The organism is uncultured Dubosiella sp. (genome assembly GCF_964018005.1).
GTDB classification, from domain to species: Bacteria; Bacillota_I; Bacilli_A; order Erysipelotrichales; family Erysipelotrichaceae; genus Dubosiella; species Dubosiella muris.
On sequence record NZ_CAXHOA010000017.1, the window covers coordinates 25,361 to 46,530 of the forward strand.

Below are 21,170 nucleotides of genomic sequence, written 5' to 3' on the forward strand. Positions count from 1 at the left end.
CAATTATCAAGAAATGTGTTAGCGCTTTCATTTTTTATGCCATTTTTTAGGCTTTCCAAGCTTTTTTTTCGAAAAACCAAGAAATCAAGCTTGCTTTTTTTCCATGTTCCCCATTTCTTTTTCTGGATTAAAATAAAATATTTTTTTCAAAAATTTTTCGTTTTTCCCCTAATTTCCTTCTTTCGAGTATAATAAAAACTATGAACGACAAAAGAGAAACGATGCGCGAAGACGAAAAAAACGCGCTGATCCAGCGATTGAACTCCTCCAGCCAGTACTTGCAAAGCAACGACATGAAAGTCGTGGACATCGACCGCGGCTTCGCCCGCGTCGAAATGATCATCGACGAGCACATCCTCAACATCCACGGATTCGTCCACGGCGGCGCCCTGTTCTCGCTCGCCGACACCGTCGCCGGCGCGGCGAGTTTTGCCACCGGCCGCGACAGCGTGACCTTGACAGGCTCCATCAACTACATCAAACCCGGCAAAGGCGGCAAGCTCATTGGCGTCGCCACCGAAATCAGCGCCGGACGCACAACCGGCGTCTACGAAGTGTTCATCTACAACGACGAGCAGGTGCTTCTTTGCCGCGCGACATTTACGATGTTCTTTCTGGACGGGGAGCGCTACCGCGCCCAAAACAAAAACGAATCTGGCGAAAGCATTTGATTTCCCTTTTCGTCCCCAATCGGAAATCATAAGACCAAGGAGGAAAAAACGATGCTTAAACGAGTCAAAACGCTTCTTCATCGCTACGATCACACCCTTGTCTTCGCCCTGGCGCGCCGCTACGTCGAAGACGATCTCGGCAGCAAAGCCGCCTCGCTGGCCTACTACTTTTTATTCTCGGTTTTTCCGCTCTTGATTTTGGCCGCCTCGCTGATTGGCGGGCTCCAAATCGAACCCGACGCCCTCGCCAAAGCGTGCGCCGGCTTTTTGCCTGCCAGCATCATTGAAATGATGACGACGTATTTAGCCTACATCAAGCAATCCTACAACACGACGATCCTGATTTTCTCGCTCGTCTTTTCCGTCTACTTTCCTTTCCGCGCCATCAAGGAGCTCATGCAGGACGTGCGCGCCAGCTTCCGCCAGCCGGACCGGACCCGTCCGAAAACCTACATCCTGCGCCAGCTCCTTTGCACCGTGCTCATGCCCGCCACCTTGTTTTTCTCCCTGCTTCTCATCGTGCTGGGACAAAATGTCATCGAGTACTTTTTACACTGGTTCCTGCCCGACACGATCCACTTGTCCCGGTTTCTGCTTTCCTTGTGGCAATACGCGCGCTTTGTTGCCGCCGCGGGGCTCATGGCCCTCTCTCTGGGCGTCCTGTACGCCTTCTCGCTAGATCGCGTCGCGCCCATCCGAACGATCGCGCCCGGCATCGTGTTCGCCATCCTGCTTTGGATCGCGTCGAGCGTCTGCTTCTCGTTTTACGTCGAAAACTACGCCAACTACTCCTTGATTTACGGCACGCTTGGCGCCTTGATCGTCCTGCTGCTCTGGCTGTACCTTACAAGCCTCATCTTGATTTTAGGCAGCGAGCTCAACGCCATCCGGGCGCAAAAAAAAGAGAGCCGAAATCAGTGATCCAAGCTCTCTTCCTCCTCTTGCGCCAGCGCGACCGGGAGCGCTTGCGGCACGACCCGGATCGAAACCGTTTCATGCGTGCCGCCATATTCGCCATCCAGCGTCCACGCGACCGGCTCGCCTTCGAAGCGAAACCACGGCGATTGCACCTGAATGATCAGCGGATTGTCCTCAAACGACTTCTTCGCCATGCTGGCCAAAATCGAATTCAGCTCCGGCAGGCAAGTCGGCCGCCGGATAAACACGCCTTCCAGCCGGCCGTCTTTCCAGTCGAACAACCCCCTCGTAAACGAATCCAGCCCCGCCACGTAGCGGGAATTGGATACCATGCCATAGAGAAAGTCCCCGCTCGCCTCGCCATCCTCCCATTCGATCTTTGTCGTCACGCAGTTGTTTTCCCAGTGCGCGAAATCCACGACATCCATCGCCTGCAGCACATACGCCAGCGTGCCAAGAACACGCTTTTTTTCATGCGGCGTGTCGTAGGCGATCGACGTCGCCAGGCCAAACGCGGCTACATAGGAAAAGTAATCGTCGTTGAATCCGCCAACGTCGATCCATTCGCGGCGTCCGTGGACCGCGATTTGCGCCGCTTGCAGCACGTCTTTTGGCAAACGGTGCGTATTCGCGAAGTCGTTGACCGTGCCCGAGGGGATGTATCCGAGAACGGCGTCCGTTTGCGCCCGGAACCAGCCATTGACACCTTCGTGCAGCATGCCGTCCCCGCCGCAAACGACGATTCGCTCAAACCCGGCGCCCCGCGCGGCGATCCGTTCCATCCCGTCCATGGGAGCCTGGGTCGGGTAAACGATCGTTTCATAGCCTTGCGCGGTAAAATACTCGCACAAATCCGGCAAATGCGCCCGAATGTGTCCGTCGCCGGATTTGGGATTGTACACCAAAAATAACGTCTTCATAGTCTCATTATACTTCTTTTTCTTTCCGTTTAAACCCGCAAGCAAAAAAGGCCCGCCCGGACCTTTTTCCTCTTATTGTGCCGCGACTTCCTTCGTCGCGATGATATCCGCGCCGCTGTTCGCCACGTTGGCTACCAAAACGTCGCCAATATGGATCGGCGCTTTGACACGCACATCGCCCAGGGCGCGCATGACGTCAAAAATCTGTTCTTTGCCAATCGGCTGCGACGTCTTGCAGGACACCATCAGCAAAGCCCCGTCGTCCACCGGCAGCACGCTGGTAACCATGCGGACCGGATGCGTCACTTCGCTGCGCCCATACGCCACGCCGCGCGGACACGTATTGCCCGTGACCGAAACGACTTCTCCGGTTTCCCCCACTTCGACGCGCAGCGCGCATCCAAGCGGACAGTTGATACACGTGAGTTCCTTGATCATACTACGCCTCCTCGCTTTCCACGACGATTTCCTTCGTTTCCGGCGTGAACCACTCTTTTTTCAGCACGACGGACTCCATTTCCCCCGGCGCCATGATCAGCCGTTTTTTATGCACTTTGCGCTCGCCGTCCACCAGCACGTTGATAAAACCGCCTTTCAGCACCGAGCCAACGCGGAAACGAACGGTTTGCTCGTTGTCCATCCGCGCCGGATCAATCGTGCCCGGCACCGTGTAGCGGACGATGCCACGAACCGTGATCGGAATTTCATGCCCGCTCTTTTCCAGTCCGTGCAGCACGTATTCCGCCGCTTTGGCCCCCGCGGTGGCCGCCTCCTGCGAAACGAAATCGACCAGGTCGTGCACATGCAGCACGTTGCCGCACGCGAACACGCCTTCCACGCTCGTTTCCAGCGATTCGTTGACTTTCGGGCCGTTTGTCACCCGGTTCATCTCGATGCCCGCCTGATTCGACAACTCGTTTTCCGGAATCAGCCCGCAGCTCAGCAGCAGCGTGTCGCACGGATACTCGATTTCCGTTCCCGCGATCGGCTTGCGATCCGGTCCCACCTGCGCGATAGTCACCGATTCGACCCGGTCCTTGCCTTTGATGTCGACAACGGTATGCGACAGCTTCAGCGGAATGCCGTAATCGTCCAGACACTGCACGATGTTTCGCTTCAACCCGCCGGAAAACGGCATCAGCTCCGCCACGACATGGACTTTGGCGCCTTCCAGCGTCATCCGCCGCGCCATGATCAAGCCGATATCGCCCGATCCAAGAATCACGACATCCTTGCCCGGCATAAACCCGTCGATGTTTACGAGCTTTTGCGCCGTTCCCGCCGAGTAAATGCCCGCCGGCCGATACCCCGGAATGTTCAGCGCGCCACGTGGCCGCTCGCGGCATCCCATCGCCAAAACGATCGCGTCCGCCTGTACGGTGCGCAAGCCGTCGTTGTGGTTGATGTACGTCACGTTTTTGTTGTCGTCGATTTCAAGCACCATCGTATCCAGCAAGTACGGGATGTCCAGCGCCTTGGCCTGGTCGATGAAGCGCTGCGCGTATTCCGGTCCTGTCAGCTCTTCCTTGAATGTATGCAATCCAAATCCGTTGTGGATGCATTGATTCAAAATGCCACCCAGACGCTCGTCGCGTTCCAAAATCAAAATGTCGTCCAGACCCGCTTTTTTCGCCGCGATGGCCGCCGCCAGACCGGCAGGCCCGCCGCCGATGACCACCAGTTGTTTCTTATCGTTCATATGTCGCACCTTCTTTGTCTTTTCCCGTGATGATCCGGCTGTTTTGGTTGGCCTTCTGGATCGAGTCAAACGGAATGTTTTCTTCTCTGGCGATGATTTCCATGACTTTCGGAGAGCAGAACCCGCCTTGGCACCGGCCCATGCCGGCCCGGACGCGGCGCTTGACGCCATCCAGGCTGCGCGCCGGGATGGAACGCGAGCATGCGTCCACGATTTCGCCTTCCGTCACGGTTTCGCAACGGCAAATGATCGTGCCATAGCGCGGATCTTGCGCGATGAGCGCGCTCCATGCCTCGCGGTCGAGATCTTTCGGACGGACAAATCCTTTTCGCTCTTCAACGTAGCGCTCGTTTTTGCCCGGCTTCAGCTCGTCGACGATCATTTCCGCCACCATTTCGCCAATCGCCGGCGCCGAAGACAGTCCCGGCGACTCGATGCCCGCCACGTCGATAAAGCCGGGCGCGGTTTCCTCGATGACGAAGTCGCCGTGTTCCGGTGTGGCGCGCAAGCCGGCAAACGAGGTAATCACCTGATAATACGGAATTTCTTTCATCGTGATGGCCGCGCTGTTTCGAATGTGGTCGTAGCCGTCGCTTGTCGTGTTCGTTCCGTCTTTTTCCTCGATATCGGTCGCGGTCGGACCGACCAGGATGTTTCCATGCGTGGTTGGCGCGATCAGGACGCCTTTTCCTAAAACGGTTGGCAGTTGGAACAAGGTGTGTGAGCAAATCGACGCGGCGCCATGGTCAAGGAGAAAATACTCGCCTTTGCGGGCGGTGATTTTCATCGTCTCATCGCTTACGAGGTTGTGCATGTCGTCGGCGAAAACCCCGGCCGCATTGACAACCATTTTGGTTTTGTACTCGCCGTTGACAAGCCAGCCGTCCCCATCCCGCTCGATGGACGTCACCGGCGTGTCAAACACGAATTCGACTCCGTTGTCGGCGGCGTTTTCGGCCATGGCGATATTCATGCCAAACGGGCAGACGATGCCGGCCGTCGGCGCGTACAGCGCGCAAACGATCGAATCGTTAATGGAAGGCTCCATAGCCAGGATTTCCTCTTTTTCCAAAATCCGAAGTCCGGGCACGCCGTTTTTTTGTCCGCGCTCGTACAATTCCTCAATCGTGGCCCGGCCCGCTTCCTCGAAGCACAGCACGAGCGATCCGTTGTTTTCGTATTCAAAATGTAGCGTCTTGGCCAGTTCGGGAATCATTTGGCTGCCGCGCACATTCAGCTTCGCTTTCAGCGTTCCCGGCTTGGCGTCGTAGCCGGCATGCACAATGCCGGAGTTCGCTTTCGATGTGCCTTCGCACACATCTTCCTCTTTTTCCAGCACAATCGTTTTCAGATTGGTTTTGGAAAGTTCGCGGGCAATGGCGCTTCCCGACACGCCCGCGCCTATGATCAACACATCATATTCCATGACTGTTCGTTCCTCTTTTCTTTGTTTAATGTATCTTTTTTAAATATCCAGCGGTTTGAACGCCTTGCACGTGTCGACGGCGCGATGCCAGTTTTCGAAACGGGCTTCCATCTCGGCCTCGTCGCACTGGGCCTGGAAAGTCCGCTCCACTTCAATGTTCAAATCGTCTTCGCTCCAGAAACCGATTGCCAGACCGGCCAGGAATGCGGCGCCAAGCGCGGTCAGCTCGTTGACCTGGAACCGCTCTACCGGAATCTGGCACAAATCCGACTGGAACTGGAGAAGGAAATCGTTGGCCGCCGCGCCGCCATCGACTTTCAGACGGGTGATTTTCACGCCCGAATCCCGTTCCATGGCGTCCAGAACGTCTTTTGCCTGGTACGCCATCGACTCCAGCGCCGCCCGAACGAGCTGGTCGTGGTTCGTGCCCAGCGACAGCCCGACAATGGCCGCCTTGGCTCGATCGTCCCAGTATGGCGCGCCAAGACCGACGAAGGCCGGAATGATGTAGACGCCGGCTGTCGTTTGCGCCCGTTCCGCCATCTTGGCCGTTTCACCCACGTTTTCAAACAGCTCCAGCTCGTCGCGCATCCATTTCATCACGGAACCGGACACGAAGATCGAGCCTTCCAGCGCGTAAGTGACTTTGTCGCCGATTTGCCATGCGATGGTCGACAACAAGCCGTTTTGCGAACGGACGATGTCGTTTCCTGTGTTCATCAGCAGGAAGCCGCCGGTTCCGTACGTGTTTTTCGCCATGCCTTTTTCAACGCAAAGCTGTCCAAACAGCGCGGCCTGCTGGTCGCCGACCATAGAGCAAATCGGAACGCGAGTACCGAAGAAATGATAAGGCGCCGTGGTGCCATAGTTGCTTGACGTTGGCACGATGTCCGGAAGAATGCTGCGCGGAATGTTAAACGCCTTCAGCAGCTCATCGTCCCATTTCAAATTTTCGATATCGCAAAGCAGCGTCCGGGAGGCGTTGGTGGCGTCGGTGATGTGGCGTTCCTGTCCGGTCAGCTTCCAAACGATCCAGGAGTCCATCGTACCAAACATCAGCTCGCCGTTTTCCGCTTTCTCGCGGGCGCCAGGCACATGCTCCAGCATCCAGGCGATTTTCGAAGCCGAGAAGTACGGGTCGATGCGCAATCCGGTTTTTTCGCGAACCATGTCTTCCAGCCCTTGTTTTTTCCACTCATCGCAAATGTCCGCGGTTTGCCGGGACTGCCAGACGATGGCTTTGTAAATGGGAAGCCCGGTTTTTTTATCCCAGAGCACACTTGTTTCGCGCTGGTTTGAAATGCCGATGGCGGCTACCTGATCCGGGTCGATGCCGGCTTTGTTCAGCACGCCGGCCATGACTGCCAGCGTGTCCAGCCAGATGGATACGGCGTCCTGCTCCACCCAGCCCGGATGCGGATAGTCCACGCCGCCCTCTTTTTGGGCGATGCCGGCGATGCGGCAGTCGTGGTCAAACAAAATCGCGCGCGTTGAAGTCGTTCCATGGTCGATCGCCATGATGTATTGTTTTTTGTTGTTCATGATAAGAACGGTCCTTTCTTTTGGATTCATCCAATATGTATTATGGTTTTTATTATGATCAATTCGAAATTTACGATTATTTGCGGGTTTCGCTTTTTAAGTTTACCAAGGCAGAACGGCGAACAAAGCCACCGCGCTCAGCGCGCCAAGGATCGGGCCGAAAATCGGAACGAGCAGTCCGTATTTCCAGTTGGAGTCGCGTTTTCCTTTGATTGGCAGCACCGCATGCGCCAGACGTGGGCCCAGGTCGCGGGCCGGGTTGATGGCGTAGCCTGTCAAACCGCCAAGCGACATACCGATAGCCACGATGATGCCAAATACGAACAGCTTGTCCAGTCCGGCTGGAATACCGCTCACGTTGCCGATGCCTTTGATGGCGAACACAAGAATGAACGTTCCGACAAACTCGCTAAAGAAGTTCAGCCAAAGGTTGCTGACGGACGGTCCCGTCGCGAACACGCCAAGCTTCGTGTCCGGATCCGGCGTGGCGTCGAAGTGCTTTTTAAAAAGCAAATACACGATACAGCCGCCTACGAACGCGCCAGCGACTTGCGCCGCGATATAGCCAGCCACCTGGCTCCACGGGAAGCTTCCGTCAAAAGCAAGCGCCAGTGTCAGTGCGGGGTTGAAGGAGGCACCCGAGGCTTCCCCGAAAATGAAGGCCGGAATCAAAACGGCCAGACCCCATGCAATCGTAATTTGGATCGACCCGGCCCCTTTCATGCCTGAGCGTTCCAGATTCACGTTTGCCACGACACCACATCCTAAAATGATCAGCAGCATCGTGCCGATAAATTCTGCAAGGTATGGTAGCATAGTTTTTAATTCTCCTGATTCTTTTTCTAGCCGTCCGTTCGAAATTGCCGGCATGAACGGAGCGGCAGATGCATCAACGGGTTCTTTTTGTGTAAGCGTTTACAACCCGTTTCCGGAACCCCATAATAACAAACACTTTTTGTGTCGTCAACGCATTTGTTCTACCATTTTCATGTTTTTTACAATGATTTTTACAGCATGTAACCAATTTCAGGGTGTAGTGCTTTATATAAAGTGATTTACTCTTATTTTTATCCAAAAATAAACAAAATCAAACATTTTTCTTCCATTATTCTTTCATATAAAAAACACTTACGAAATAAATTCAAACAAATTCAATCATTTTTTTGGCAAAGAAAAAGACGGATGCAGGTTTTTACACCCTTCTCCGTCGATTGGTTTACTTATTGTCTTTTTCGCCGTCAAACGCGTCCTTGAGCTTGTCGAAAACCGACGCGTGCTTCCCGCTTCGGATCTGCTCGTAAAGCTCTCTTTCCTTCTTGGAGACTTTCTTCGGGATCTCGACTTTGACTTCCACAAATTCGTCCCCTTGTCCCTTTTTGGATTTGACGCCTTTTCCTTTGAGCCGGAACCGCTGTCCTGGCTGCGTGCCTTCCGGCACTTTGAGCTCCACTTTGCCGTGGACGGTCGGCACTTCGATCGTCGTTCCAATCGTCGCGTCCACCGCACTGATCGGAACAGTCACATGAATATCATTTCCCTGACGCTGGAAGAGCGGATCCGGTTTGACGATGATTTCAATGTACAAATCGCCATTCGGACCGCCGTGCTCGCCGGCGCCCCCTTTTCCCGGAATACGGATCTGCTGACCGGTGGAGATTCCTTCCGGAATCTTGATATCCAGTTTCACTTTGCGATGCTCGTATCCGCTTCCGTGGCACTCGTGGCACTTGACTTTGATCTTCTCGCCCTCGCCCCGGCACTCATCGCACACCACTTGCTGCTGAATCGTGCCAAACGGCGTTTGCACCTGTTCCATGATCGTTCCCGTTCCGTGGCACTTCGCGCACACTTCCACGTCGTCTGGCGACTCGGCTCCGGTCCCGTGGCAGTGCCGGCATGTTTCATCGACATCCAGCGTGATCGTTTCCGTTTTTCCAAATACCGCGTCCATGAAGTTGATTCGCATCTCCATGTAGTGATCCGCGCCCTGGCGAGGCCGGCGGCTCTGTCTTCTGGACTGCTGGCTGAATCCGCCAAAGCCGGATCCGCCGCCAAAGAACGAGCCGAAAATGTCGCCAAGATCCTCAAAGCCGCCAAAGCCCGACTGGCTGAATCCGCCAAAGCCGGATCCGCCGCCAAAGCTCGGGTCGACGCCCGCGAAGCCGAACCGGTCGTAGTTGGCGCGCTTTTGCTCGTCGCTAAGCACCTCGTACGCCTCGTTGATTTCCTTGAACTTGTCCTCGGCTCCCGGTTCCTTGTTGACGTCAGGATGGTATTTCATGGCCATTTTACGATACGCTTTTTTAATCCGGTCCGCGCTGGCCCCTTTTTCGACGCCTAGCACTTCATAATAATCTCGTTTGTTTTCTGCCATGCTATCCCTCCATATGCGAATAGAAGAAGTCCTTTCGGACTTCTTTCTATTCTTGTTCTTTCATTTTTTTAATTCTATTGAATTTCAATCATTTGTCAATGACTTATTTTTCCGTGAATTCCGCGTCAACGACGTCGTCGTTTTTGTTGTTTTTGCCGTCGTCGATGTCTTCCTCATTCGAAGGCTGCGAATACATCGCCTGGCTTGCCGCCTGGGCCGCTTTTTCCAACGCGTCCATCTTCGCTTTCACTTCGTCCATGTTGTTTTCGTCCAAAGCTTTCTGCAAGTCGTCGCGCAGTTTCTTCACTTCTTCTTTTTCTTTGTCGCCGATCTTGTCGCCGTTGTCCTCGAGCATCGCGTCGATCTGGGCTACGAAGCTTTCCGCCTTGTTGCGCTCTTCGATCGTCGCTTTTCGCTTCTCGTCTTCCGCCTTGTTGGCTTCCGCCTCGGCAACCATCCGGTTGATTTCGTCCTCGCTCAAACCATTCGAGTTCTGGATCGTGATCGACTGTTCTTTTCCGGTCGCTTTGTCTTTGGCCGAAACGTTGACGATACCGTTGGCGTCAATATCGAACGTAACCTCGATTTGAGGCTGTCCACGACGGGCTGGAGCGATTCCAGTCAGCTGGAAGTTTCCAAGTTCCTTGTTGTCGTTGGCCATTGGACGCTCGCCTTGCAAAACGCGGATGTCAACGGCTGGCTGGTTGTCCTGTGCCGTCGAGAACACTTGCGACTTCTTCGTTGGAATCGTCGTGTTCCGCTCGATCAGCGGTGTCATGACGCCGCCCATCGTCTCGATACCCAAAGTCAATGGCGTTACATCCAGCAGGAGGACGTCTTTGACGTCGCCGGCCAAAACGCCACCCTGAATGGCTGCACCAAGCGCAACGGCCTCATCCGGGTTGACGGATTTGTTTGGTTCTTTGCCTGTGGCTTTCTTCACGGCTTCCTGAACGGCAGGAATACGAGTCGATCCACCAACGAGCAATACCTGGTCGATGTCTTTTACAGTCAAGTCCGCATCGCGCAATGCTTTTTCGATTGGGATGATCGTGCGCTCAACGAGGTCTTTTGTCATTTCGTTGAATTTTGCGCGCGTCAAAGTCGTATCAAAGTGCAGAGGTCCGTTGGCGCCAGCCGAAATGAATGGCAGGGAAATTTGCGTCTGCATCGTCGCGGACAAGTCTTTCTTCGCTTTTTCGGCCGCTTCCTTGATTCGCTGCATCGCCATTTTGTCGTTGCGCAAGTCAATGCCGTTTTCTTTCTTGAACTGCTCTACGATCCAGTCGACGATCTTGTTGTCGAAGTCGTCGCCGCCCAGGTGCGTATCACCGTTTGTCGACAACACTTCGAACGTACCATCCGCCAAGTCGAGGATGCTGACATCGAACGTACCGCCGCCCAAGTCGTATACGAGCACTTTTTGCTCTTTATCCGTTTTGTCAATACCATAAGCCAGCGCTGCCGCGGTCGGCTCGTTGATGATCCGGGCCACCTTCATGCCGGCAATCGTTCCGGCGTCTTTTGTCGCCTGACGTTGCGCGTCGTTGAAGTAGGCAGGAACCGTGATAACCGCTTCCGTTACCGGCTCGCCAAGATATTCTTCGGCGTATGTACGCAAGTAGGAAAGAATCATCGCGGAAATTTCCTGTGGCGTGTACTGCTTTCCGTCAATGTCCACTTTTTCGTTGGAACCCATCTTCCGCTTGATCGAAGCGATCGTGTTCGGGTTCGTTACGGCCTGCCGTTTCGCGGCGTCACCAATGATTCGTTCCTCGTCTTTGAAGGCGACAACGCTTGGGGTCGTGCGGTTTCCTTCCGGATTTGGGATAACTTTTGGTTCTCCGCCTTCCATGACGGCCACGCAGCTGTTTGTTGTACCTAAGTCGATACCAATAATTTTACTCATGATTTTTCATCCTCCTCTATTCACTGACCTTAACTAAGGCCGGGCGCAAGATACGATCTTTTAACATGTATCCTTTTTGAAGCACTTCCACGACTATGCCTGAATCGACACCATCCACTTTTTCCTGCATCAATGCCTGCATCGTGTTGTGATCAAAAGGCTTGTCCTGTGCATCTATTTCCTTCACACCCTCGTTGAGCAGTGCGCTCTCGAGCTGTGTCCGGATCATTTCAAACCCTTTGGCGAAGCCTTTCGCCTCTTCGCTTTCCGGGACTTGCGTCAACGCCAGATTCATCGAATCCAGAATTGGCAAAAATTCAAGGGCCGCCGACTGGAAGCGATACTTTTTCGCCATGTCGGTTTCCTTTTGCAGACGCTTGCGCATGTTGTCCGTGTCGGCATACGCGCGCGCCATATCGTTTTTCGCTTTGTTCAACTCTTCTTTCAACGCCGCGATCTCGTTTTCTTTTTGTTCAAGCGGGTCGATCACGACTTCCACTTCCTCCTCCACGGCTGGAAGCTCGTCGTCCTCGACGGTTTCAATCGGTTCGTTTTCCTTGATTTCCTCGTTACGATTCTTTTTCTGTTTGCTCATCGCTCTTCTCTCCTCCTTCGTGCAATCCAAATACACCCTCGATCACGCTGGACATGTAATCCATGAGCGCGATCACTTTGGAATACTGCATCCGGTTCGGTCCAATGACCATCAACTGCCCTTCCTCGCTATCGCTGTAATGAAACTTCGCGCTGATTACCGAGCAGTCCCCGATCTGGATCAGTTCGTTGCGTTCCCCGACCGGGATCGCGATGTTGTTTTCCTGCTCTGTCCATTGCTTGAACAAATCGCTGTCCTCGAGAATCTTCATCAGCCGCTGCAGCTTGTTGACGTCGCTAAACTCAGGCTGGTACAACATATGGCATCGGCCGGCCACGGCGACTTTCTCGCTGGCGAAGCGCATGAATGTCTGCGCGAACGCCTCGAACAGCACTTCGTGGCGCACCAGTTTGGCGGCCATGAGCGGCTCGATTTCCTTGAGCCGGTCGATCACGTGGTCGATCGGCGTGCCGGTGAGCTGGTCGTTCATCAGCTCCGTGCAGCTGCGCAAGTCTTCCATCGACACATCCTCGTCGAAGTGGAACACTTTCGTTTCGGTGTGGCCCGTATCGGTGATGATGAGCGCGACCGCGCTCTTGGCATCAATCGGCACGAGCTGGACGTGCACGAGCACCTGGTGCCGGCTGTCGGGGCCGAGCACGATGCTGGTCAAGTTCGTCATCTCGCTCAAAATGCTGCAGCTCTTCTCCACGACTTCGTCCAGCGAGTAGTGCCGCTGCGAAAACAAAGCCTGTAAAGAATGCTTGATCGGATCCTCCAGGGAAGTTTCCATCAAATTTTCCACATAATACCGATATCCAAACCGGCTTGGCACCCGTCCGCTGGACGTGTGCGTCTTTTCGAGCAGCCCCGCTTTTTCCAGCACGGCCATCTCGTTGCGAATCGTCGCGGACGAAATGGGAAAATCCAGAAGCTGCATCAGCGCTTTCGAGCCGACCGGCTCGGCGCAATATGTAAATTGTTCCACAACTTTCTTGAAAATAATCCGTTGCCGCTGGGTCAATTCCATATTGTCAGCTCCTCTCTAGCACTCATTCGGTCTATCTGCTAACATGATACCACGCTTTTTAGCAGTGTCAACTCTCGTGTGCTATTTCGGACAAATTTATCTTGTCATATTCCACCTCAATTTACGACTTATATGCTTGGATCCCCGCACTTTTTTCCAGATTGGCGTGCTACAATGAAACCATGAAGAAAAAAAGCGAATCGTTCCGCACGATCGGCCACATTAGCTGGCAGGGGATCCCGATCGAAATGCAGATGACAAAAAAAGGCGAGCTGCGCTTTCTGGAGCGCGGCAAGGAAATCAAGGATCCCGCCCGGTTCGAGCAAATCGTCGCCTATCTCAAAGAAGCGAATCAATGAAAGGACATAAAAAACGATGAAACAAATCCAATGGATCGACACGACGGTGTATGGCGCCGTCACGCTCAAAGACCAAAGCGCCCCGGAGCAAAACAACATGGCGCTCCACGTTTGCCAGGACCCAAAGGCGGTGCTGAAAAACCGGATCGCCCTTTGCGAAACGACAGGAATCCCTTTAAAGAACTGGGCCCTGTCGTGGCAAAAGCACACGGCCAACCGCGCCGAAGTCAAACGGGAGCACAAGGGGCGGGGCGCCACGAAAAAAGAAACGAGCCTCATGGATGTGGACGCGCTTTTCACCCACGAGCCCAACGTTTTGATTGGCGTCTTTACCGCGGATTGTGTCGGAATCTTGCTGTGCGACGAGCAAACCCCGTGCGTTTGCGCCATCCATTCGGGCTGGAAGGGGACGGCCCAGGCCATCACGTATCATACCGTCAAGGCGCTGGCCGAAAACGGCGACCTCGTCCCGGCGCGAACGAAAGCGTTTTTCTCCCCGTCGATTTTGTTCGATTCCCTGGAGGTCGGCATGGAGGTGGTCGAGCAAATCGAGGCGATGGGACGCGAGATTGATCTGGATGTCGAGCCCTTCATACGGCGCGTAAACGGCGGCAAGGCGTATATCGACAACCAGGGACTGAACATCGAAATGCTTCGCCGGCTTGGCGTGCGGGATATCGTCCCGACCGGGCTGGACACAAAAAAAGAGCCCGCCGACTGCTTCTCGTATCGCAACGACAAGCAATGCGGCGAACACTTTACGTATGGATTCATCAAAAAGGAAGAGAACTAAGCGCTTTTTCTTCCGGGACAGAAAAAATTCACACAGACAGGCTGGAAGCGAAAGCGCCCGACCGGCTTTTTCATGAATCCTGTATCAACACCAAGAGAAAGGCGTGCGATTCGTACGCTTTTTTCTTGTCTTTAGTATGGCGCACCCGCCAAACCGGTGCCATCGTTTTTCGCTCCTTTTCAAAAACCAAAAAAAATTCTTTTCGTAAACCGGCTAAAAACGCTTCTATTTCTTTTGTTTCAAAAAATGCGCGGATATTGCTTCTTTTTCCTGGTATATATGAATTAGCCCATTTAACTGAGCCATTCTATATACCTTTTCCTTTCTACCTGATTTTGTATTCATCATGGATTTTACTTGTCTGTTAGAATTGAAATTGCGAATGTGTACTCGAAATTTCTCCTTGGGGCTTTGACTTCATAGGAAAGAATCTTGCCACTTCTTCGTATTCAGAATTGCGATCAGTTGGGTGGGCCTTTGAGTTCTTGTACCAGGATCAGTCGAATACTTTGTAAGTGGAGATTCCATTCGCTCATTTTAGAAAGGACGGTGCTCTTATGCGCTATTTGATCGGCATCGATGTCAGTAAATTCAAACATACAGCTTCTGTCATTGATAATGATGGTGTCGTTTACGTTGAACCTTTTGACTTCAATAACGATATCATTGGTTTCCAATTGTTTTTATCTACCGTTTCCTCTTTCACCAATGATGATTACATTATCGGTATGGAAGATACTGGCCATTATGGCGATAATCTTCAACGTTTTCTTTTATCCAAAGAATTGAAAGTGGCCATGCTTAATCCTTTAGCTACCAATCATATTCGCTTGGCTTTTGGTAAAGCCAAGAACGACAAACTAGACTCGGTTACGATTGGTTCTGCCTTGGCAATGCCTAGACTTTATCGAATCATCAAAGATGATCATTTCTCTTATCATGAGATTCGCGAGCTTACTCGCTATCGTCTGCACCTGACCAAATCCAGTAATATCTACAAAAATCGATTGAAGAAGTTGATCGATATCACTTTTCCGGAATTTGATTCTTTGTTCTCTACCGCTTATTCAAATACCTATTTAAAGGTTCTCCATGACTTTCAGAGTGCCGAAAACATTGCTTCTACAGACATACGAACTCTTCGGAAAGCTTTGATCGTAGATAGAGGACGCTGCGTTTCTATCACTGCGGAAGAGCTCAAATCTGCAGCCAAACAATCGATCGGTCATTCTAATTTCGCAATGGAAATAGAAATCCGGCAGACTGTGGAGATGATCGAAAAGATCAATTCAAACCTAGAGGCTGTTGAGAAAAAAATAGAAGAGTTCAGCCGACAACTAAACTCTCCCATTCTTGCCATCCCTGGTATCTCACACATATCAGCGATGTCTATCCTGGCAGAGATCGGCGATTTCTCCAAATATGAAAGTGCCAAACAAATCATCAAACTGTCAGGAACCAATCCATTTGTATATGAATCGGGTACCTATAGTATGGCACGAACAAGGTTAGAAAAGAAAGGGTCAAAGTATCTAAGAGCAACACTTTATAAAACGATTCAGGCAGTAATCCTCTTCAATCCGGTATTCAATCAATACTATGCAAAGAAGCGAGCAGAAGGTAAGTCCCACCTTTGTGCTCAAGGCCACTGCGTGCGTAAACTGCTTCGAATAATCTATCATATTTTGACGACCGGCAAAGAATTTGATCCAGCCCTTTTACGATAATAAATAAGTCAAAGTCATCTTTAAAAAAGCTATTTCCCCATAGTTCTTTTTAGTGTACACATTTTTACAATTTCAAAGATCAAATCGACAACAAATCAAGCAATAATATTTCAAACTATTTCATAATTTTATACTTGACTTCCTATATAGTTGTCTTTCCTCTTTTATAATAATAAAAACCAAGGCACGCTGTCCGGAAAGGAGTCGTCATGTCACAAAAAAGAGAAGAACGCCACCATCATTTGCGGGAGATCCTGCTGCGCCAGGGCCGGACGAAGATCAAAGACCTCGCTCAGCAGCTTTCGGTCACGCCCGAAACGCTGCGCGCTGATTTAAACGTCATGGAAAAAGCCGGTCTGGTCATTAAGGAGCACGGATTCGCGCGTCTGAAAATGGGAATGGTCGAGTCCCCGGTCGCGATGCGCAACCAGGAAAACCAGGACGAGAAGCGGCGGGCGATGTCGTTCGCGCTCACGCTCGTGCACGATGGCGACGTCGTGTTCATCGACTCGGGCAGCACGACGCTGCCCGGCCTGCCAGCGCTGGTTGGCAAAAAGGACTTGATTGTCGTCACCAATTCGCTGCTGATTGCCAACGAGTGTGTCAAGCTGGATTTGAAAATCGTCATGATTGGCGGTTTCGTTTTCAACAACGGCATGCGCACGTACGGCAACTTCGCGACCGAGCTGATCGACCACCTGCAAATCGACATCGCCTTTTTAGGCACGGATGGGTTCAAGGACAGTTTGGGCTTTACGACGTGCAACGAAAACGAAATGGGGCTGAAGCGCCACTTGATCAACCGCAGCAAAAAGCTTGTCGTCGTGTGCGACGAGTCCAAGTTTGAAACGAAGGCGCCTTTCTCGTTTTGCCGTTTTTCGGAAATCGACGTTCTGGTCACGAACAAGCTTTCGCCCGAGCAAAGAAAAACGGTTGGCGCGGTGCCAACCGTGTATGAAATCGACTAAACGCCGATAGGATGGTCGATTTCGATAAAGAGCCTGACTTCGTCTCCCACGCCGGATTTGGCGCGGATCGCCTTCGCCAGCTCTTCTTCGCCGCGCGTTTCCGCGTACGGCACCACCAAGTCGAAAAACACGTCGACGTGGTCTTTGTGGGGGTCGACCCGGAAATCGTGGATATCCCAGTCGCGGCCGCCCAGCGCGAACACGGCTTGATCGAATACCGTGTGGTATTGGCGCGTCATCTTGTCATCCAGCAAAACCGGATCGACATGGATGGAAACGTTCACGCCGGTTTCTTCTTTGATTTGGCGCTCCACCTGGTCGATGGCGCTGTGCACGTCGAGCAGCGACTGCCGGGCGTCCACTTCGGCGTGGGCGGTCGCGTAGTTTTGATTCGGCCCGTATGAGTGGATGAGCACATCGTGGACGGCGATCACGACAGGGCATTCCAAAATCTGGTTGGACAGCGCATAAATCAGATTCGGGTCCGGCGCCTTGCCAAGCAGCGCGCTCATGACGTCTTTGAGCAAATCGTAGGCGCTGTAAAAAATGATGCCCGACACGATCAGGCCCATGTAGCCGTCCAGCTGGAAATGGATCACGGGCGAAAGCAGCGTCGAAATCAAAACGCCCAGCGTTCCGATGGTGTCGCTTTTGGAGTCCATGGCGTTGGCCAGCAGCAAAGACGAGTTGTATCGCTTTCCAAACCGGGTGTTGTACAGATACATCCAGAATTTCACTAAAATCGACAAGACGAGGACGGCGACCGCGCTCCATTGAAAGTCGATGGCTTCAGGATGGAAAATGCGGTGCACGCTGTCTTTGGCCGTTTCAAAGCCAAGGATGGCGATGGCGATGCCGACGAACATCGACGTGATGAGCTCTGTGCGTTCATGTCCATATGGATGGTCCTGGTCGGCGGGCTTTTCCGCGAGCCGGAACGAAATGATCGACACGATGTTGCTGCCGGCGTCGGTCAGGTTGTTGATGGCGTCGGCCTGAATCGAGATCGAGTTGACCAGCACGCCGATCAAGTATTTGGCTACGAACAGCAGCGTGTTCAATACGATGCCCACGTAGCCGAGCACTTTGCCGACTTTGGCGCGCACGGCCAGTGACCGGGTGTCGCCGCTGTTTTTTACTAGTTTTTTTATTAAGAATCCAATCATGATTTTCTTGCTTCCATTTCTACTGGTTTTGCGAGATCGGCCAGCGTGAACCGGGCCAAATAGTCCGAGATGACGGTGTCGAGTCCTTCCCAAAGCGAGAGCGTGCGGCACTGCTGGCGGCGCTCGCAAGGCAGGCTGCCTTTTTCAAGACAGGCGACGGGCGTCAGCGAGCCTTCCATGCATTCGAGAATCGTCTTGACCGGATACGCGTCGGCCGCTTTGGCCAGCCGGTATCCGCCGCCTTTCCCCCGCAAGGCGACGATCATCTTTTGTTTTCCAAGCGCCTTCACGATCGCTTCCAAATACTTTTCGGAAATTTGCTGGCGGGCCGCGATGTCTTTAAGCCGGACATAGCCGTCTTGTTCGTGCTCGGCCAGGTCGATCATAAATCGCAAAGCGTATCTTCCTTTGGTTGAAATGAGCATAGTCCCTCCTATCTCTCCCATCTTATCATGATTTGCGGCGGGCGCAACTGTTCGCCCCGGAAACGAGCAATCGTCTTTTTCATTTCTTTCAAAAAATTTCAATTTCTTTCAATCACCAATTTACATAGTAGGTTAATAGGAGTATAGTGGGACTATCTCACAGGAAGGAGACATCTCTATGACAAACCCTCGTTTTGAAACGTTGCAGCTGCATGTCGGGCAGGAAGCGCCCGATCCGGCGACCGGCGCCAGAGCGGTTCCGATTTACCAAACCACCTCGTACGTCTTTGATGACAGCGCCCACGCAGCCAGCCGCTTCGCCCTGGGCGATCCGGGCAATATTTACGGCCGGCTGACGAACTCCACGCAGGAGGTGCTGGAGAAGCGGGTCGCGGCTCTGGAGGGCGGCACGGCGGCTTTGGCGCTCGCTTCGGGCGCGGCCGCGATCGCCTACACGTTGCAGGCGCTGGCGCAGGATGGCGGCCATATCGTCGCGCAAAAGACGATTTATGGCGGATCCTACAACTTGATGGCGCATGACTTGCCGCATTTTGGCATTTCGACAACGTTCGTGGACGCGCACGATTTGCAGGCGGTAGAAGACGCGATACGGCCCGACACGAAGGCGATCTTTTTGGAGACGCTGGGCAACCCGAACAGCGACATTCCGGATATGGACTCGATTGCCCAAATCGCCAGACGGCACGACATTCCGCTGGTGGTGGACAACACGTTTGGCACCCCGTACTTGATTCGTCCGTTCGAGCATGGCGCCAACATCGTCGTCCATTCGGCGACAAAGTTTCTGGGCGGCCATGGCACGTCGCTGGGCGGTTTGATCGTGGAAAACAATTCCTTTCGATGGAACAACAGCAAGTTTCCGGCGTTGAGCGCGCCCAACCCGAGCTACCACGGCGTCTCGTTTGTAGACGCGGCGCCAAACGCGCCGTTCGTGACGTATGTCCGGGCGATCCTGCTGCGGGATCTGGGCGCGACGATTTCCCCATTCAACGCGTTTTTGATTTTGCAGGGCATCGAGACGTTGTCGCTGCGGGTGGAGCGGCACGTGGAAAACGCGTTGCGGGTCGTGGAGTTTCTGGAAAACCATCCGCTTGTCGAGCGGGTCAACCACCCGGCGCTGCCTTCGCATCCCGACCACGATTTGTACACGCGCCTGTTTCCAAACGGTGCCGGGTCCATTTTCACGTTTGACATTCGTGGCGGTCAGGCAGAGGCGCACGCGTTGATCGACGCGCTGTCGTTGTTTTCGCTGCTGGCCAACGTGGCGGACGCGAAAAGCCTCGTGATCCATCCGGCGACCACAACGCACGCCCAGCTCACAGAAGAGGAGCTGGCGGCCCAGCACATCGGCCCGAACACGATTCGGCTGTCGATCGGGCTCGAGCATATCGACGACATTCTCGCGGACCTCGAACGAGGGTTCGAGGCCGTGTCCCAAAGAAAGAAGGAGGAGTGACTTATGTCCCGTTTTTACACTTCGGCGGATCAGCTGATCGGCCATACCCCGCTGTTGCGCCTGACGCGCATTGAGGAAAGCGAACAACTTCCCGCCAGCGTTTTCGCGAAGGTGGAATACTTCAACCCGACTGGTTCGGTGAAGGACCGCATCGCGAAGGCGATGATCGACGACGCCGAGGCGCAAGGCGTGTTAAAGCCAGGCGCGACGATCATCGAGCCGACTTCGGGCAATACAGGCATCGGTCTGGCGGCGGTGGGCGCCGCGCGTGGATACCGGGTGTTAATCGTGATGCCGGATACGATGAGTGTCGAGCGGCGCAAGCTCATGAAAGCTTATGGCGCCGAACTTGTTTTGACAGAGGGTTCCAAAGGAATGAAGGGCGCGATCGCCAAAGCGGAAGAGCTGGCGAAGTCCATTCCGAACAGCTGGATCCCGAGCCAGTTTTCGAACTCGGCCAACCCGGCGATCCACAAAAAGACGACCGGTCCGGAAATCTGGGACGATTTGGACGGAAAAGTCGATGTCTTTGTGGCGGGTGTCGGCACGGGTGGCACGTTGAGCGGCGTCGGCTCGTATTTGAAAGAAAAGGATCCAACGATTCGCGTCGTGGCGGTGGAGCCGGAAGACTCCCCGATTTTAAGCGAGGGCCATGCCGGTCCGCATAAGATCCAGGGCATTGGCGCCGGATTCGTTCCGGATACGCTGAATACGCGCATCTATGACGAAGTCATCACGGTATCGAACGAAAAAGCCTTTGACCTCGCCCGCCGTGTGGGTAAAAAGGAAGGCATTCTTGTGGGCATTTCGAGCGGCGCCGCGCTCGCGGCCGCTATCGAAGTGGCGAAACGCGAGGAAAACAAAGGAAAGAACATCGTCGTTCTGTTCCCGGACACGGGCGACCGCTATATGTCCACGCCGCTTTTTGAAGAGTAGGCCTCCTTTTCAAGATCATAAAACCTCATTTTTCAAAATCAGCACCAGAAAAAGCGATCGTCCCACGCGATCGCTTTTAATCATGGAGGCACTTATTGTTTTCATTTCTTCTATCGTAGCAGATGTTCTTTGCCACCTCATCTGCAAGTGGCTTGATCAGAAGATGGACGAAAAAAGCACAAAACCAAAAAACATGTCGGCTTATTGCTTTCGTGCCTATTCATACTTTATCATT

General features: G+C 53.3%; 20 protein-coding genes. 8 read left to right on the forward strand and 12 right to left on the reverse strand.

Translation table 11 applies throughout. The features are described from left to right. The first annotated feature begins 200 nt into the window (after positions 1–200). Both ABNS49_RS11050 and ABNS49_RS11055 read left to right on the forward strand, forming a co-directional pair. Complete coding sequence (locus ABNS49_RS11050) at positions 201–671, forward strand: PaaI family thioesterase (protein ID WP_288341359.1); 471 nt, start codon at positions 201–203, stop codon at positions 669–671. Positions 672–722: 51 nt separating this feature from the next. Then, positions 723–1,592, forward strand: a complete 870-nt coding sequence (locus ABNS49_RS11055) for a YihY/virulence factor BrkB family protein (protein WP_290155243.1) — start codon at positions 723–725, stop codon at positions 1,590–1,592. Here ABNS49_RS11055 and ABNS49_RS11060 read toward each other — a convergent pair. The 10 genes from ABNS49_RS11060 to hrcA form a co-directional block, all read right to left on the reverse strand. After that, positions 1,586–2,509 carry a YegS/Rv2252/BmrU family lipid kinase gene (locus ABNS49_RS11060; RefSeq protein ID WP_135979119.1) on the reverse strand — a complete coding sequence of 308 codons (924 nt, stop codon included), beginning with the start codon at positions 2,507–2,509 and terminating at the stop codon, positions 1,586–1,588. The genes ABNS49_RS11055 and ABNS49_RS11060 overlap by 7 nt on opposite strands. A gap of 72 nt (positions 2,510–2,581) precedes the next feature. Next, positions 2,582–2,947, reverse strand: a complete 366-nt coding sequence (locus tag ABNS49_RS11065) for a DUF1667 domain-containing protein (RefSeq protein WP_348688189.1) — start codon at positions 2,945–2,947, stop codon at positions 2,582–2,584. A 1-nt stretch (position 2,948) separates the two neighbouring features. Further along, positions 2,949–4,208 (reverse strand): FAD-dependent oxidoreductase, encoded by a 1,260-nt coding sequence (locus ABNS49_RS11070; RefSeq protein ID WP_135979121.1) that lies wholly within the window; start codon positions 4,206–4,208, stop codon positions 2,949–2,951. After that, positions 4,198–5,634 (reverse strand): NAD(P)/FAD-dependent oxidoreductase, encoded by a 1,437-nt coding sequence (locus tag ABNS49_RS11075; protein ID WP_135979122.1) that lies wholly within the window; start codon positions 5,632–5,634, stop codon positions 4,198–4,200. Before ABNS49_RS11075 ends, ABNS49_RS11070 begins: the two co-directional genes overlap by 11 nt. A 39-nt stretch (positions 5,635–5,673) precedes the next feature. Then, on the reverse strand, positions 5,674–7,176 hold the full coding sequence (glpK, locus tag ABNS49_RS11080) for a glycerol kinase GlpK (RefSeq protein ID WP_135979123.1): 1,503 nt from the start codon (positions 7,174–7,176) through the stop codon (positions 5,674–5,676). 102 nt (positions 7,177–7,278) lie between these two features. Then, positions 7,279–7,992 (reverse strand): MIP/aquaporin family protein, encoded by a 714-nt coding sequence (locus ABNS49_RS11085; RefSeq protein ID WP_135979124.1) that lies wholly within the window; start codon positions 7,990–7,992, stop codon positions 7,279–7,281. Between the two features lie 400 nt (positions 7,993–8,392). Beyond that, positions 8,393–9,550 carry a molecular chaperone DnaJ gene (dnaJ, locus tag ABNS49_RS11090; protein WP_135979125.1) on the reverse strand — a complete coding sequence of 386 codons (1,158 nt, stop codon included), beginning with the start codon at positions 9,548–9,550 and terminating at the stop codon, positions 8,393–8,395. A gap of 103 nt (positions 9,551–9,653) precedes the next feature. Further along, complete coding sequence (gene dnaK / locus ABNS49_RS11095) at positions 9,654–11,459, reverse strand: molecular chaperone DnaK (protein ID WP_135979126.1); 1,806 nt, start codon at positions 11,457–11,459, stop codon at positions 9,654–9,656. 16 nt (positions 11,460–11,475) lie between these two features. Then, positions 11,476–12,054, reverse strand: coding sequence for a nucleotide exchange factor GrpE (gene grpE / locus ABNS49_RS11100; RefSeq protein ID WP_135979127.1), 579 nt, complete (start codon positions 12,052–12,054; stop codon positions 11,476–11,478). Beyond that, entirely contained in the window at positions 12,029–13,084 is a 1,056-nt protein-coding gene (gene hrcA / locus ABNS49_RS11105; RefSeq protein ID WP_135979128.1) for a heat-inducible transcriptional repressor HrcA, read from the reverse strand. The genes grpE and hrcA overlap by 26 nt, the downstream gene beginning before the upstream one ends. A gap of 182 nt (positions 13,085–13,266) precedes the next feature. Here hrcA and ABNS49_RS11110 point away from each other — a divergent pair, with 182 nt between their 5' ends. From ABNS49_RS11110 to ABNS49_RS11125, 4 genes are all read left to right on the forward strand, one after another. After that, positions 13,267–13,443, forward strand: coding sequence for a hypothetical protein (locus ABNS49_RS11110; protein ID WP_168353481.1), 177 nt, complete (start codon positions 13,267–13,269; stop codon positions 13,441–13,443). A gap of 16 nt (positions 13,444–13,459) precedes the next feature. Continuing rightward, positions 13,460–14,236, forward strand: a complete 777-nt coding sequence (locus ABNS49_RS11115) for a polyphenol oxidase family protein (RefSeq protein ID WP_135979129.1) — start codon at positions 13,460–13,462, stop codon at positions 14,234–14,236. Between the two features lie 557 nt (positions 14,237–14,793). Continuing rightward, complete coding sequence (locus tag ABNS49_RS11120) at positions 14,794–15,963, forward strand: IS110 family transposase (protein ID WP_304805508.1); 1,170 nt, start codon at positions 14,794–14,796, stop codon at positions 15,961–15,963. Between the two features lie 209 nt (positions 15,964–16,172). Beyond that, positions 16,173–16,931 carry a DeoR/GlpR family DNA-binding transcription regulator gene (locus ABNS49_RS11125; RefSeq protein WP_135979130.1) on the forward strand — a complete coding sequence of 253 codons (759 nt, stop codon included), beginning with the start codon at positions 16,173–16,175 and terminating at the stop codon, positions 16,929–16,931. Here the strand turns inward: ABNS49_RS11125 and ABNS49_RS11130 are convergent. Then, on the reverse strand, positions 16,928–18,097 hold the full coding sequence (locus ABNS49_RS11130) for a cation diffusion facilitator family transporter (RefSeq protein WP_288341372.1): 1,170 nt from the start codon (positions 18,095–18,097) through the stop codon (positions 16,928–16,930). The two genes, ABNS49_RS11125 and ABNS49_RS11130, sit on opposite strands and share 4 nt — an antisense overlap. After that, entirely contained in the window at positions 18,094–18,522 is a 429-nt protein-coding gene (locus ABNS49_RS11135) for an Rrf2 family transcriptional regulator (RefSeq protein WP_288341374.1), read from the reverse strand. The genes ABNS49_RS11130 and ABNS49_RS11135 overlap by 4 nt, the downstream gene beginning before the upstream one ends. Positions 18,523–18,700: 178 nt before the next feature. On the opposite strand from ABNS49_RS11135, the gene ABNS49_RS11140 reads away from it, so the two are divergent. Together ABNS49_RS11140 and cysK are read left to right on the forward strand one after the other, a co-directional pair. Next, a complete protein-coding gene (locus tag ABNS49_RS11140; protein ID WP_288341376.1) occupies positions 18,701–19,999 on the forward strand; it encodes an O-acetylhomoserine aminocarboxypropyltransferase/cysteine synthase family protein in 1,299 nt (432 codons plus the stop codon). Between the two features lie 3 nt (positions 20,000–20,002). Beyond that, on the forward strand, positions 20,003–20,935 hold the full coding sequence (gene cysK, locus ABNS49_RS11145; protein WP_135979134.1) for a cysteine synthase A: 933 nt from the start codon (positions 20,003–20,005) through the stop codon (positions 20,933–20,935). Positions 20,936–21,170: the final 235 nt, after the last annotated feature.

What these genes read in the sequence shown, in the direction of transcription:
- ABNS49_RS11050 (WP_288341359.1), top strand. Translation starts at nt 201, where the DNA reads ATGAACGACAAAAGAGAAACGATGCGCGAAGACGAAAAAAACGCGCTG.
- ABNS49_RS11055 (WP_290155243.1), top strand. Translation starts at nt 723, where the DNA reads ATGCTTAAACGAGTCAAAACGCTTCTTCATCGCTACGATCACACCCTT.
- ABNS49_RS11060 (WP_135979119.1), bottom strand. Translation starts at nt 2,509, where the DNA reads ATGAAGACGTTATTTTTGGTGTACAATCCCAAATCCGGCGACGGACAC.
- ABNS49_RS11065 (WP_348688189.1), bottom strand. Translation starts at nt 2,947, where the DNA reads ATGATCAAGGAACTCACGTGTATCAACTGTCCGCTTGGATGCGCGCTG.
- ABNS49_RS11070 (WP_135979121.1), bottom strand. Translation starts at nt 4,208, where the DNA reads ATGAACGATAAGAAACAACTGGTGGTCATCGGCGGCGGGCCTGCCGGT.
- ABNS49_RS11075 (WP_135979122.1), bottom strand. Translation starts at nt 5,634, where the DNA reads ATGGAATATGATGTGTTGATCATAGGCGCGGGCGTGTCGGGAAGCGCC.
- glpK (WP_135979123.1), bottom strand. Translation starts at nt 7,176, where the DNA reads ATGAACAACAAAAAACAATACATCATGGCGATCGACCATGGAACGACT.
- ABNS49_RS11085 (WP_135979124.1), bottom strand. Translation starts at nt 7,992, where the DNA reads ATGCTACCATACCTTGCAGAATTTATCGGCACGATGCTGCTGATCATT.
- dnaJ (WP_135979125.1), bottom strand. Translation starts at nt 9,550, where the DNA reads ATGGCAGAAAACAAACGAGATTATTATGAAGTGCTAGGCGTCGAAAAA.
- dnaK (WP_135979126.1), bottom strand. Translation starts at nt 11,459, where the DNA reads ATGAGTAAAATTATTGGTATCGACTTAGGTACAACAAACAGCTGCGTG.
- grpE (WP_135979127.1), bottom strand. Translation starts at nt 12,054, where the DNA reads ATGAGCAAACAGAAAAAGAATCGTAACGAGGAAATCAAGGAAAACGAA.
- hrcA (WP_135979128.1), bottom strand. Translation starts at nt 13,084, where the DNA reads ATGGAATTGACCCAGCGGCAACGGATTATTTTCAAGAAAGTTGTGGAA.
- ABNS49_RS11110 (WP_168353481.1), top strand. Translation starts at nt 13,267, where the DNA reads ATGAAGAAAAAAAGCGAATCGTTCCGCACGATCGGCCACATTAGCTGG.
- ABNS49_RS11115 (WP_135979129.1), top strand. Translation starts at nt 13,460, where the DNA reads ATGAAACAAATCCAATGGATCGACACGACGGTGTATGGCGCCGTCACG.
- ABNS49_RS11120 (WP_304805508.1), top strand. Translation starts at nt 14,794, where the DNA reads ATGCGCTATTTGATCGGCATCGATGTCAGTAAATTCAAACATACAGCT.
- ABNS49_RS11125 (WP_135979130.1), top strand. Translation starts at nt 16,173, where the DNA reads ATGTCACAAAAAAGAGAAGAACGCCACCATCATTTGCGGGAGATCCTG.
- ABNS49_RS11130 (WP_288341372.1), bottom strand. Translation starts at nt 18,097, where the DNA reads ATGATTGGATTCTTAATAAAAAAACTAGTAAAAAACAGCGGCGACACC.
- ABNS49_RS11135 (WP_288341374.1), bottom strand. Translation starts at nt 18,522, where the DNA reads ATGCTCATTTCAACCAAAGGAAGATACGCTTTGCGATTTATGATCGAC.
- ABNS49_RS11140 (WP_288341376.1), top strand. Translation starts at nt 18,701, where the DNA reads ATGACAAACCCTCGTTTTGAAACGTTGCAGCTGCATGTCGGGCAGGAA.
- cysK (WP_135979134.1), top strand. Translation starts at nt 20,003, where the DNA reads ATGTCCCGTTTTTACACTTCGGCGGATCAGCTGATCGGCCATACCCCG.